Source organism: Spirosoma lituiforme, from assembly GCF_054776635.1.
Genome location: NZ_BAAHBO010000007.1, coordinates 41,445 through 52,973 on the forward strand (window position 1 = coordinate 41,445; position 11,529 = coordinate 52,973).

The 11,529-nt window shown below is 50.1% G+C and carries 14 protein-coding genes; 8 read left to right on the forward strand and 6 right to left on the reverse strand.

All coding sequences use genetic code 11. The features are described 5' to 3' along the window. Positions 1–5: 5 nt before the first annotated feature. From ACYU87_RS21060 to ACYU87_RS21070, 3 genes are read right to left on the reverse strand one after another with little or no spacing between them, the layout of a single operon-like run. Complete coding sequence (locus ACYU87_RS21060; protein ID WP_461136076.1) at positions 6–818, reverse strand: sensor histidine kinase; 813 nt, start codon at positions 816–818, stop codon at positions 6–8. After that, positions 794–1,432, reverse strand: a complete 639-nt coding sequence (locus ACYU87_RS21065; protein WP_461136077.1) for a hypothetical protein — start codon at positions 1,430–1,432, stop codon at positions 794–796. The genes ACYU87_RS21060 and ACYU87_RS21065 overlap by 25 nt, the downstream gene beginning before the upstream one ends. Positions 1,433–1,478: 46 nt before the next feature. Continuing rightward, a complete protein-coding gene (locus ACYU87_RS21070; RefSeq protein WP_461136078.1) occupies positions 1,479–1,691 on the reverse strand; it encodes a hypothetical protein in 213 nt (70 codons plus the stop codon). 468 nt (positions 1,692–2,159) lie between these two features. Between ACYU87_RS21070 and purQ the strand changes: the two genes are divergently transcribed. Continuing rightward, entirely contained in the window at positions 2,160–2,846 is a 687-nt protein-coding gene (gene purQ, locus ACYU87_RS21075) for a phosphoribosylformylglycinamidine synthase subunit PurQ (protein WP_461136079.1), read from the forward strand. A 114-nt stretch (positions 2,847–2,960) separates the two neighbouring features. On the opposite strand, the gene ACYU87_RS21080 is transcribed toward purQ, so the two are convergent. Both ACYU87_RS21080 and ACYU87_RS21085 read right to left on the reverse strand, forming a co-directional pair. Next, complete coding sequence (locus tag ACYU87_RS21080) at positions 2,961–3,515, reverse strand: Uma2 family endonuclease (RefSeq protein WP_461136080.1); 555 nt, start codon at positions 3,513–3,515, stop codon at positions 2,961–2,963. 140 nt (positions 3,516–3,655) lie between these two features. Then, on the reverse strand, positions 3,656–4,747 hold the full coding sequence (locus ACYU87_RS21085) for an alkene reductase (protein WP_461136081.1): 1,092 nt from the start codon (positions 4,745–4,747) through the stop codon (positions 3,656–3,658). A gap of 297 nt (positions 4,748–5,044) precedes the next feature. Here ACYU87_RS21085 and ACYU87_RS21090 point away from each other — a divergent pair, with 297 nt between their 5' ends. Continuing rightward, positions 5,045–5,614, forward strand: a complete 570-nt coding sequence (locus tag ACYU87_RS21090; RefSeq protein ID WP_461136082.1) for a type 1 glutamine amidotransferase domain-containing protein — start codon at positions 5,045–5,047, stop codon at positions 5,612–5,614. 67 nt (positions 5,615–5,681) lie between these two features. On the opposite strand, the gene ACYU87_RS21095 is transcribed toward ACYU87_RS21090, so the two are convergent. After that, entirely contained in the window at positions 5,682–7,463 is a 1,782-nt protein-coding gene (locus ACYU87_RS21095; RefSeq protein ID WP_461136083.1) for an ABC transporter ATP-binding protein, read from the reverse strand. 267 nt (positions 7,464–7,730) lie between these two features. Here ACYU87_RS21095 and nusB point away from each other — a divergent pair, with 267 nt between their 5' ends. From nusB to coaE, 6 genes are all read left to right on the forward strand, one after another. After that, a complete protein-coding gene (nusB, locus tag ACYU87_RS21100) occupies positions 7,731–8,867 on the forward strand; it encodes a transcription antitermination factor NusB (RefSeq protein WP_461136084.1) in 1,137 nt (378 codons plus the stop codon). Positions 8,868–8,965: 98 nt separating this feature from the next. Further along, positions 8,966–9,268, forward strand: a complete 303-nt coding sequence (locus ACYU87_RS21105; protein WP_461136085.1) for a YtxH domain-containing protein — start codon at positions 8,966–8,968, stop codon at positions 9,266–9,268. 90 nt (positions 9,269–9,358) lie between these two features. Then, positions 9,359–9,811, forward strand: coding sequence for a DUF1573 domain-containing protein (locus ACYU87_RS21110; RefSeq protein ID WP_461136086.1), 453 nt, complete (start codon positions 9,359–9,361; stop codon positions 9,809–9,811). 12 nt (positions 9,812–9,823) lie between these two features. Next, entirely contained in the window at positions 9,824–10,147 is a 324-nt protein-coding gene (gene yajC / locus ACYU87_RS21115) for a preprotein translocase subunit YajC (RefSeq protein ID WP_461136087.1), read from the forward strand. Positions 10,148–10,150: 3 nt separating this feature from the next. Further along, positions 10,151–10,840 (forward strand): hypothetical protein, encoded by a 690-nt coding sequence (locus tag ACYU87_RS21120; RefSeq protein ID WP_461136088.1) that lies wholly within the window; start codon positions 10,151–10,153, stop codon positions 10,838–10,840. A gap of 72 nt (positions 10,841–10,912) precedes the next feature. Next, complete coding sequence (gene coaE, locus ACYU87_RS21125; protein ID WP_461136089.1) at positions 10,913–11,521, forward strand: dephospho-CoA kinase; 609 nt, start codon at positions 10,913–10,915, stop codon at positions 11,519–11,521. The last annotated feature ends 8 nt before the right edge of the window (positions 11,522–11,529 follow it).

Genomic DNA, 11,529 nt, shown 5'->3' on the forward strand with positions numbered 1-11,529 from the left:
ACTTTTTATACTTCTTTGATTGGGGGATAGGGCATTCGAATGTCGACTTGTGTACCAGCACCGGGCGTACTGGTAATGATACAGGTACCGCCCAGCAATCCGGCACGCCGGTACAGATTACTCAACCCCGCCCCCGACTCATCAAGTTGCCGGGCTGTGGCTTCTGTCACGCTGAACCCGCGGCCATCGTCACTGATTGTCAGCAAAAAGCTATCCGCTCTGAAATCGACTGCCACACGGACATGCTTCGCCTGTGCGTGCTTGAGGGCATTGTTGAGCGATTCCTGGGTCATCCGCAGTAAAACGATTTCCGTTTGCTCACCTAACGGGTACGGTTCGCCGTGGGTAATCAGTTCGGCGTGGATTCGTTTGGTGCGCTGAATTCGCTCCAGTTCGAGGGTCAGGCTGGGCAGCAGCCCAAACCGGCGTACGGTATCATGATCGAGCGTTTTTGAGAGCGCCCGCACATCGGCGATAATGGTCTGTACCAGTTCACGCGTTTGTTGCACCTCCTCCTGTTTTGCGGGTTCACCTACGTCGTCTTCGAGGTCGTTCAATCGCATAACAACTACCGTGAGCAGTTGCCCGACATTATCGTGCAGATCGTTGCCAACCTGCTGAAGCGTCTGGTTCTGGATTTCGAGTTGAGACTGAAGGAGTTCGCGCTGGTACAGACTCTTCATCTGTTCTTTATCCTGCAGGTACCGTACATACTGGCGCTGGTGCATCATCACGAAGGCAATCGGAGCCACGGTGATGAGCAGTAAAAACACGGTAGCAATACTGACAATTTCTATTTCTCCGATGAGGCTTTGCATCGCATACCAACAAAAAAGTAAACGCACATGATCAGGAAAACGACGTTATGAATTTTCCAGATTACACCAATGTTGGCGTAGTTTCGACTAACCAGTGAGTTATAGGTCAGGAAAATGAAGAAATTACTGGCGTAATAGGTGAAGATACCGTTGACATACCAGAAATTCCTGACCGTCAGTATATTTTCTCTGGGTTGCCCGGCCAGTTGTTGCAGGTAATAAGCCAGGCAGGCAACCGTAATCAGCAGGCTGATCGACCCGAATGATACGCTGTTGAAGTCAGCTACGGTACTCGATATCTGCACCGTATGCAGTAAATTCAACTGATACAACGCGGCAAGACCCAGAATAAACCATTCCCATTTTCGGGAGGCATAAAGCCGGGAAAAATACAATGAGAGGATATAATAAGACCAGGAAAAATTCAGTGAATAGGCGAACAGATTGTCTCGTTTCAGTTCGTTTAACCAATTGGCGTATCCATTAAAAAAAAATTGACCCGCCAGGTACCATACGATATAATCCCTCCCCTGCCGACGCATCGTGGCAAAGGCCAGGATGAGTAATAACAAAGGAGGAATAGTATCGAAATAATCAATAGCTTTCGTGACCATCAGACGTTGAGTACAGTAATGATTGGGCTAACGCTGTTGCCGCCCGTTAACCGCAGCCGGGAGGCCGGGGGCAGCCGTCGATCTCGTCCGTCGTCAACTGACCCGAATTGTCTTCGCAGTAGGCGGTGATAAAGGCCGGGAACGAGTCACCGTTTTTGTGACCAAACTTCAGCCTGACCACAACATTTCCCTCGTCAGGATCGCCCGATTCGTCGATTAATTCAATCAGTTCAGATTTCTTAAATACAAATTCCAGCATAGTTCAAGAATTAAAAAAAAGAGTCGATAAAATGATTGGGGTAAAGGTATGCATACAAGCACAGGTGAGCAAAACCCATTCCCGGCACTAAATATCAGCACACATATCTGACTATCAGTTTATTAAGTAATATTAATTACATCACATTCATTAGAAAGGGGAAATCCCCCGTACTAAGTACCGTGTTTTCCCCAATTAATATTGGTGCATTTCCCCCTGCCCTAAACCAAATTTATCGATCTACTTTGTAGAGTTATTTCTATCTACATACATACCACATCGCCTTCTTATAGATTGTTGACCGCCGGGCACAACCCGGCGGTTTTTTATGGCTACCCACTGGCCGATTTTACAGGCAATCAGCCTGTCTAGTAGGGCTAAATTAACCACAAGACAACCGTTAAGTCGTTGAAGTAGCGATTGAACTGTTATCTTTGTGTATTACTTCGATTTAGCAATTCTCCCGCTATGAAATTTGGCGTTGTTGTTTTTCCCGGTTCCAACTGCGATCAGGACGCAGTTGACGCACTGGAACTGATGGACCAGGAAGTTGTAAAGCTCTGGCACAAAGACCATGACCTGCAAGGCTGCGATTTTATTATCCTGCCGGGTGGCTTCTCCTACGGCGACTACCTCCGTACAGGAGCAGTAGCCCGCTTTTCGCCGATCATGAACGAGGTTATTGCGCATGCCAACCGGGGTGGTTATTTGATGGGTATCTGCAATGGCTTTCAGATTCTGGCCGAAGCCCGGCTGGTGCCGGGTGTTTTGCTCCAGAATAGCAGCCAGAAATACGTTTGCAAAAACATTTATCTGAAACCCGAATCGACCGACGCGCTGCTAACCGCCGACCTGACTCAACCCGCCTACAAGATACCGATTGCTCATGGCGATGGCCGTTATTTTGCCGATGCAGATACGCTTAAAGCGCTCAACGATAACAACCAGGTACTATTTCGGTATTGCGATGCAACCGGCGCAGTGACCGAAGAGGCTAACCCTAACGGGAGTCTGGAAAATATTGCGGGCGTAGCCAACAAGAGCAAAAACGTATTTGGCATGATGCCCCACCCCGAGCGGGCGGCCGACCCAGCCCTTGGCAATACCAATGGCCGACTTATTTTAGAGCAAATTCTGAAAGCCGTTCTGGTTTAAATCAGGACTAAGTTTACCTGGCTATACACGCCGAAGGCGTATCATGAACTCCTGTTTAACGGGTTACATGATACGCCTTCTACGTTTGTGTTATATACGGATATAAGAAAGAATCTAGGCGACAGAGGGTGCAAACAGATCGTTGACGGCAATCTTAAAGTCAGGCAGAACGGGAGCCGCTAAGCAAACGTCATCTTCCAGACAAATGGTGACGTGCTTTCGGGAGCTATACACATACACAACCTCCTGCTCCGGAATAATATTCCAAACCACCTGAACACCTGCTTTGAAGTATTCGACAATTTTTTCCTCAATGCGGTAAGCCTGATCCGTTTCCGACAATACTTCGATAACAAAAGCGGGAATTACATCTTCCCCTCGTCGGCCTTGTTGTATTTGCTCTTTCGTAAAATAGGCGATATCAGGTCGGCGCATCTGAATGGCTGTGAGCATCACATCCGGTTCAGCCATAAGGGTTCCTGTCTGATGATAGCCCTTCTCAATAAAAAGAGTATTCAAGACATCATAGATGTAGTATTGCTCTTTCTTCATACCAGAAAATCGGATAATTCCCCCATCGTTCCATTCGTATTTGTACCCGTCGATGGGTTCCCAATTCATGAATTCATCGAGTGTATGAGGAAGTGCCGAAGCAGCGGCTTGTAGCATGGCGATTATCGTTTAGGCGAATATAATCAAAACGCCGAAATAGGGACCTCGGTTCAGCGAGAGCAAATGCCCGTAACGCGAACGTGCCCATTTGACTAGTCAAATGGGCACGTTAATAGTAGCACAACTTAAATTCAGCATTAAGCCTTTGCTTCTTCCAGAACCGGATAGTCGGTGTATCCTTTTTCGCCGGGCGTATAGAAGGTTGATTGATCAGGATCGCTGAGTTCCGCACCTGTTTTCAGCCGCTCCACGAGATCGGGATTCGCAATAAATGGCCGACCGAAAGCAATCAGATCCGCCTTTCCGCTGGCCAGGTCTGCCTCGGCCCGTTCGGCGTCGTAGCCTCCGCACAAAATCAGTGTTCCCGTGTACTTGTCGCGAATCGCTTTGACAATGGCTGGATCAACCGCCGGGCTACCCATCGCTTCGTGATCGACCAGGTGAACATAGACGACATGACCCGACAGCTTTTCGGCAATGTAGTGATAGGTTTCATCATCGTCTGACGAGTAAGGCATATCATTGAACACGCCGTAGGGCGACAGCCGGATACCTGTTTTTTCTTTCCCAATGGACTGGGCTGTCTGCTCGGCAACGTCAAGGACAAAGCGGGCATTGTTCTCCACCGATCCGCCATACTCATCGGTCCGTTCGTTGGTGGCAGAACGCAGAAATTGCTCGATGAGGTAGCCGTTAGCACCGTGAATTTCTACCCCATCGAAGCCCGCTTCAATGGCATTTTTAGCAGCCTGTACAAATTCCTCTATCGCTTGTTTTACCTCATCGGTTGTTAAAGCACGGGGCGTTGGGTGGTCCTGCATGCCATCCGTATCGGTGTAGATCTGCCCTTTAGCAGCAATAGCGGAGGGAGCCACAATCTCGCCACCCAAGTGCATATTAACCGGGTGACCAATGCGACCCGAGTGCATCAACTGAGCAACTATTTTACCCCCCTGCGCATGAACAGCATCGGTTACAGTTTTCCAGCCTGCGATCTGTTCGTCGGTGTACAGACCCGGTACACGGGCATATCCATTGCCATTCGGCGACGGGGCAATGCCTTCTGTTACGATCAGGCCGGCCGCTGCCCGTTGCGCGTAATAGGTTGCCATGATGGGCGTTACGGCGTGATCTTCCGTTGCGCGGTTACGCGTCATGGGAGCCATGACAATGTGATTTTGAAGGGTCAGATTACCAAGTTTGGCTTCTGAGAAAAGTTTTTGTGCCATTTATTAGTACGCGTACTTGTACGGATTTTAGCGTGTAACGTTCGGGCATAAAACGTGTTGATACAGTTAAAGGTTTATTAATTCTACCTTCGTTAGCCCTGGTCAAGATCCGCCAGGCCGGGCATTTGACTCGAAACGATTTTTCAACCTTATGGTCTATCAGGCTAACGTAAGGATGCATTGCTTGCGAATAGTGTACTAATAAGCATAACCTTAGGTCCGCCTTTGCAGTTAATACTCTACCAGACTTGTTCCAAAAAGTCTGATACAACCAAGTTCTCAACGTATCAAAGTAGTATGGAAACGCAACAACAATTGCAGGGAAAGAAGGTAGCAATTCTGCTAACTGATGGATTTGAACAGGTCGAAATGACCGAACCCCGTAAGGCGCTGCAGGACGCAGGGGCCACCACGCACCTCATTTCGCCCAAAGGTGGTGATGTAAAGGGCTGGGACGAAACAGAATGGGGCGATAGTTTCCCCGTCGATCTGCCACTGGCGGCTGCTGATCCCAATCAATATGACGCCTTACTGTTGCCCGGTGGCGTACTGAACCCGGATACACTCCGGACGGAGCCAAAGGCAGTACAATTTGTTCAGCATTTTTTCGAATCGCAAAAGCCAGTAGCGGCCATTTGCCACGCGCCAATCATGCTCATCGAAGCCGACGTGGTTCGGGGTCGGAAGCTTACTTCGTTTCCATCTATCAAGACGGATTTGAAAAATGCCGGTGCCAACTGGGTAGATGAAGAAGTCGTAACCGACCAGGGGTTGGTAACCAGCCGCAACCCCGGTGATATTCCGGCGTTTAATCGCAAGATGATTGAAGAAATCAGAGAAGGAAAACACAAAGGGCAACACGCCTAATCAAAACGGGTCGATCCTGATGGATCGACCCGTTTTGATTTTTAGACTAATACCAAAACCCAATTCTTTAAGCTTCCTCCGTCTGCAACTGTTTTTCGTAGAGTTCGCGGTAGGCCCCGTTCCGGGAAATCAGGTCGTCGTGGGTGCCCTGTTCAATAATCGTCCCTTCGTCGAGCATGATGATAAAGTCGGCCAGCTTAGCCGATGATACCCGGTGCGAAATCACGACCGAGGTGCGGTCGGCCATGATGCGCTGAAGGTTGTTGAGAATGATGTTCTCCGTATTCGTATCCACCGCCGACAGGCAGTCGTCCAGAATCAGAATTTTGGGGTCGCGGGCAATGGCGCGGGCAATACTCAGCCGTTGCTTTTGCCCACCCGATAACGTTACGCCACGCTCGCCCACACGGGTATCGAACTGTTCAGGAAACTCCAGTACGTTCTGGTATAAATCGGCGTCACGAATGGCCTGGTCAACGCGCTCCTGCGGCAGTTCAGGTTTGCCAAACCGAACGTTGTTGCTGATCGTTTCCGAGAACAGAAATACATCCTGCGGCACATAGCCCATCTGTTCCCGCAGCGATGTCAGATTATAGTCTTTAATCGGAATGCCATCCACCAGAATTTCGCCGGAGGTTACGTCATACATGCGGGTCAACAGGTTTGCCAGCGTACTCTTGCCCGATCCGGTCGTTCCCAGAATAGCTACCGTTTCACCCGCCCGCACGTGCATGGAGAACTCTTTGATGGCTACGATACCCGAATCCGGATAAACGAAACGGACGTTCCTGAATTCAATTTCTCCCTTAATAGTACGCTGAACATCTTTTTGCGAGACAATGTCCGTTTTGATGTTCAGAAACTCGTTGATGCGAGCCTGCGACGCTGCCGCCCGCTGGGTTTGACTCGTAGTCCAGCCGAGGGCCATTACGGGCCAGGTCAGCATGTTTACGTACAGGATGAACTCAGTTATGTTACCTGGGGTAAGCCGCCCGGCCAGGATTTCCTGACCACCAACGAAAATGACCAGTACGTTGCTCAACCCGACCAGAATGGCCACGATGGGAAAAAACAACGAATCCACTCGTGTCAGACTTAGCGACTTACTCCGGTATTCGTCGCTTTCGATCTCGAATTTAGTAGCGGAGTTCGTTTCCTGCACAAATGCCTTCAGGACACGAATACCCGAAAAGGCTTCCTGTACATAAGTGGAAAGCCGCGACAGCGAGCGCTGAATTTCTTCCGACCGTCGAATGATAATGTTGTTCACAATGTAAATCGCGATCGACAAAACCGGCAGTGGCAACAGTACGTACAGCGAGAGACGAGCGTTGATACTAACCATGTACGTAATGACCAGAATAAACAAGACGATCAGGTTCAGACCGTACATGATACTCGGCCCGACGTACATCCGAACTTTGCTGACATCTTCAGAAATGCGGGCCATCAAATCGCCGGTATTATGCTGGCGGTAAAAACTCAATGGTAACGTCTGGTAGTGGTTATAAATCTCGTTTTTCAGGTCGTATTCCACATGCCTGGACATCACAATGAGCGTCTGGCGCACCAGAAACAGGAAGAACCCTTTCAACAACGCCAGCACCAGCGTGAGTAAGCCGAACAGCAGGATACTGAAGGCAAAAACGTCATAAAGACCCGATTGCAGGGGCGATTTGTCGTAGAGGTAATAGACATCCAGCGTTTCCCGAACCAGGTCGAGGGCGTAGCGAACCAATTGCGCCGGAAAAATACCAAACAGGTTGGAGATGACCGTAAACAGCGTCCCCAGAATCAGGTACCATTTATACTTAACGAGGTATTTATTGAGGTAAGAAAGTGATTTCACAGGACAGCCAGCAGCGTTTCATTCGTAACCGCCCCAATCGGCGAAAAGTTGCAGGGAATAACAGAGAGCAGGGGGCCGGACCCCGGTAGTCGAAACGGCGTATTCCGGCTTTCATAACCCCCTCACCTTAACCCACTTTTTACCGCGACCCTTGCCTTTCCCCCAAAAAAGTCATACTTTTGCACCCAATTCAAGAAGTTCTTTTCTTACTGGTAGCAATTAGACTTAGGCGGGATGCTCAATCGGCGACTACTCCGAATAAAGGTCATGCAAGCGTTGTACGCGCTTCGGCAGGCCGAATTTTCCAATCAACAACTAGCCATAGACGGCATTAATGACCTCTTCCAACCCGACCTGAATTCGATGCTGCCGCAGAACAAGCGGCAACTCGAAGGCTACCGAAAACTTGCCGGTCTGCTGTTCGAAGAGGCCGTAAAAACCAATCAATCTGCCCAGGACGACGACGCACCCCGCCATGTGCTCAAGGCCGCCAACGACGGGTTTGTCTTCTATCAGATACGTACCCGGAAAGATCGCCAGCACCTTGCCCAGATGATGATCAAGCAGGTCAACGGCATCTACGATGATTATTTGCGGGTGATGCTGCTGCTCGTCGAACTCGGTCATACGGCTCAACTGGATAGTGAGCGTCAGTACCGCGATGTGGATGAGACCCCCTTCCCATTTGAATCGAATTTAAGCGATAACCAGGTGATCAAAGCCCTGGCCGAACACCAGCCGCTTACCAACGAAGCCGTTCGCCACGGGATTTCCTGGGTCGACGATCAGCCATTTATTCGCAAAGCCCTTCGTGAAGCGCTCAAAACCGACGACGCGTACCGTACCTATTGCGAACAACGCAAGCATACAGCCGACGAAGATCAGGCCCTGGTCCAGCACGTGTTGCGTACCCTGATCTTCAAGCATGAGGTTATCCGGGATTATCTGGCTGAGATAGACCTGAGCTGGACGGAAAACAGCGAGGTTGTGCGGGGACTAGCCATCCGGACGTTGAAGTCGGCACAGAGCCCAGCGGGTCTCAAACTCGAACCACTCACCGACGATTGGGAAGAAGACGAACTGTTTCTCAACACCCTGTTTGAGAAGTCCATCGAGAACGATTCAGACTACGAGCAATTGCTGGCCGATCAGCTCCAGAACTGGGATGTGGAACGGGTGGCCATTATCGACAAAATCATTCTGAAACTGGCCGTTTGCGAGTTGCTCAGTTTCCCAAACATTCCGGTCAAAGTAACGATTAATGAATATATCGAGTTGGCAAAAGCATACAGTACGCCTAAAAGCGGTAAATTTGTCAATGGAATACTCGACAACCTATCCGAGAAGTTAGTAGCCTCCGGACGGCTGCGTAAAAGCGGGCGCGGGTTGTTGGATAATAAATAATTACGTTTTTGGTTTAAGGTCTATGGGAGTCAGCCACCGTGCGACGGACTGCCATAGATCACAAACCGTAGACCAAAAACCACAAACCTTCTGGAAAAATGAGCAGAACTGGACGTGATTTAACCTTTTTGCTGACCGGTATTGCCGCCGGTTCTCTTGTTGGCTTCTTGTATGCGCCCGAGAAGGGCAAGATTACCCGGGATCGGTTATCGTTCCGGTTGTCGAAATACAGAGAGCAGATTAATCAGTTACTCGACGAGTTGAGCAACTCGGTCGAATTACCCGAAAATTCATCGAAGAACGAAGGACAGCGTGTTGTTAATGATGCCCGTGAAAAGGCCGAACGTCTGCTGGAAGACGTAGATAAGTTAATGGCTCAGATCAAGCAGCAGAACGCCTAATCTTGGTTCAGGTGTAGAGTTTGTGGCGGTCTGTCGTTACGACGATACGCCACAAACCATCCATCAAAAACTACAAACTGACTACCAAAAATGCACCTAAACCATTGGCTGGCGGCCGTAGCCATAACCGGCATCAGTTTCGGTCAGTTCAGCTGCGATAACCGGAAGCAGGGACAGGAATCCAAAGAAACGGCTTCGGCTAAGATGCCCAGAATCACGTTTGCGGAAAAAGGCATTCACGACTTTGGCACACTCACCGAAGGCGACACCGTTGAACACAACTTTGCGTTTACCAATACAGGGGAGTTTCCGCTGATTATCAATAACATCACAGCATCCTGCGGATGTACTACCCCTGATTGGCCCAGGGAGCCAGTTGCACCCGGCTCAACATCGTCGGTGCGCGTACGCTTCAATAGCCGGGGCAAAATGGGTGAACAGAATAAAACCATCACCATCTTTGCCAATACGGAACCGGCCATGACCGACCTGCAATTCAAAGCCCTGGTCAAACCAAAGGGCGATACTACCAAAACGTCGTAAACTACCTGACTTATGCTGACTATTCTCTTACAGGCCGCAGCCGGCTCCAATACCTCAATGATTTATAACGTGCTGCTTTGGGTAGCCATCATTGGTGTATTTTATTTCTTCATGATCCGTCCGCAGCAGAAAAAGCAGAAAGATCAGAAGAACTTTGTCGAAAACCTCAAAAAAGGAGACAGCGTTGTAACAATTGGCGGCTTGCATGGCCGTATTGCTTCGGTAGACGGGGCAACGATTACGCTTGAGGTGGACCGGGGCGTTAAAATGACGTTTGAGAAAAGCTCCATCTCCCGTGAGGCAACAGTAAAACCGGTTGAAGCTGAGAAGCAGTAACCTGTGAACACCGCCCAAAACGTCCGCTCGTTTCAACCGACGAAAGCCCTGCTTTGCCTGGGTGCTGCCGCACTGTTCTGGTTTCTGAACGCCCTCAACAAACCGGGCTATACGCTCAATGTAGAGTATCCCGTCCGGTTCGTGTACGACGATTCACTGTTCATTCCAACGTTGCCCCTCCCCCACGCCGTTCGGGTCAACGTATCGAGCGATGGCTGGGGACTGTTGCGCCATTCGTGGTTGCCGTTCCGGGTTGATCCCGTTGATTACCTTGTGGAGAACCCTCTGCGGGCCACCGTCATCAATACGGCCTCGCTGGCAGCGGCTCTGGCCGAACAGGTAAAAAAACTGCATGTCAACTACGTTGTAGCCGATACACTGGCGATGAGTTTCGACCGGCGTTTGACCAAAACGATTCGTCTGGTTCCTGACAGCCTGCATCTGAACATGGCTCCCCGGTACATGGTGTCGAGCGTTATTAACATGACACCCCGCACCATAGAAATCAACGGGCCCGCCAAGCTGGTCCGGGGCCTTCCCGACACCTTGTGGGTAAAGATTCCGCGCAAACGGATTTCCGACAATTACGACGAAGAGATTCCGTTGAATCAGTTGCGCCATCCCCTTCTGCGCACCAGCGCCGATCGAGTGGCCGTTAGCTTCGAAGTTGGCGAATTATTATCCCCTCAATAAAAGAGCGAAAGAGTGGCTTGCCAGATCACAGCAGACAGATCGCTCTTTTTCTCTTTCGCTCTTTCACTTTTCATGAAAACTCCCCTCCAGATTGGTGTGACGGGTGGTATCGGATCCGGTAAAAGTGTCGTTTGCGCTGTGTTTGCGGCTCTGGGCATCCCGGTTTATGTCGCCGACGAACGAGCCAAGTGGCTGACAGAACACGATCCAATCCTGAAAGCGGACATCCAGCGGGTTCTCGGCCCAAATGCTTACGACGCCGTGGGGCGCTACAATCGGGCGTGGGTAGCCTCACAGGTATTTGCCGACCCGGCTTTGCTCGCAGCACTCAATGCGGTCATTCACCCGCGCGTGCTTGCCGATACGGCGGCCTGGGTGGACGAACAGGTTGGTAAACCCTACGTTATCAAAGAAGCAGCCTTGATGAAAGCCGCCGGCTCCGGAAATTCACTCGACAGCGTAATCGTTATACAGGCACCCGTTGCGCTTCGCATCGAGCGCATTCGCAAGCGCGACCCTCAACGCTCCGAAGCGGAAATTCAACAGATCATTGATCGCCAGATCAGCGATGACGAGCGCGCGCAGCTGGCGAATCATGTAATCGAAAACGATGAAAGCCAGTTACTATTACCGCAGATAATTCGGTTACACGATCTTTTTTCGCAACAAGTATCAAATTAACATCATCT

Excerpts from the sequence above, each read along its gene's own strand:
- ACYU87_RS21060 (WP_461136076.1), bottom strand. The coding sequence starts at position 818 with ATGCAAAGCCTCATCGGAGAAATAGAAATTGTCAGTATTGCTACCGTG.
- ACYU87_RS21065 (WP_461136077.1), bottom strand. The coding sequence starts at position 1,432 with ATGGTCACGAAAGCTATTGATTATTTCGATACTATTCCTCCTTTGTTA.
- ACYU87_RS21070 (WP_461136078.1), bottom strand. The coding sequence starts at position 1,691 with ATGCTGGAATTTGTATTTAAGAAATCTGAACTGATTGAATTAATCGAC.
- purQ (WP_461136079.1), top strand. The coding sequence starts at position 2,160 with ATGAAATTTGGCGTTGTTGTTTTTCCCGGTTCCAACTGCGATCAGGAC.
- ACYU87_RS21080 (WP_461136080.1), bottom strand. The coding sequence starts at position 3,515 with ATGCTACAAGCCGCTGCTTCGGCACTTCCTCATACACTCGATGAATTC.
- ACYU87_RS21085 (WP_461136081.1), bottom strand. The coding sequence starts at position 4,747 with ATGGCACAAAAACTTTTCTCAGAAGCCAAACTTGGTAATCTGACCCTT.
- ACYU87_RS21090 (WP_461136082.1), top strand. The coding sequence starts at position 5,045 with ATGGAAACGCAACAACAATTGCAGGGAAAGAAGGTAGCAATTCTGCTA.
- nusB (WP_461136084.1), top strand. The coding sequence starts at position 7,731 with ATGCAAGCGTTGTACGCGCTTCGGCAGGCCGAATTTTCCAATCAACAA.
- ACYU87_RS21105 (WP_461136085.1), top strand. The coding sequence starts at position 8,966 with ATGAGCAGAACTGGACGTGATTTAACCTTTTTGCTGACCGGTATTGCC.
- ACYU87_RS21110 (WP_461136086.1), top strand. The coding sequence starts at position 9,359 with ATGCACCTAAACCATTGGCTGGCGGCCGTAGCCATAACCGGCATCAGT.
- yajC (WP_461136087.1), top strand. The coding sequence starts at position 9,824 with ATGCTGACTATTCTCTTACAGGCCGCAGCCGGCTCCAATACCTCAATG.
- coaE (WP_461136089.1), top strand. The coding sequence starts at position 10,913 with ATGAAAACTCCCCTCCAGATTGGTGTGACGGGTGGTATCGGATCCGGT.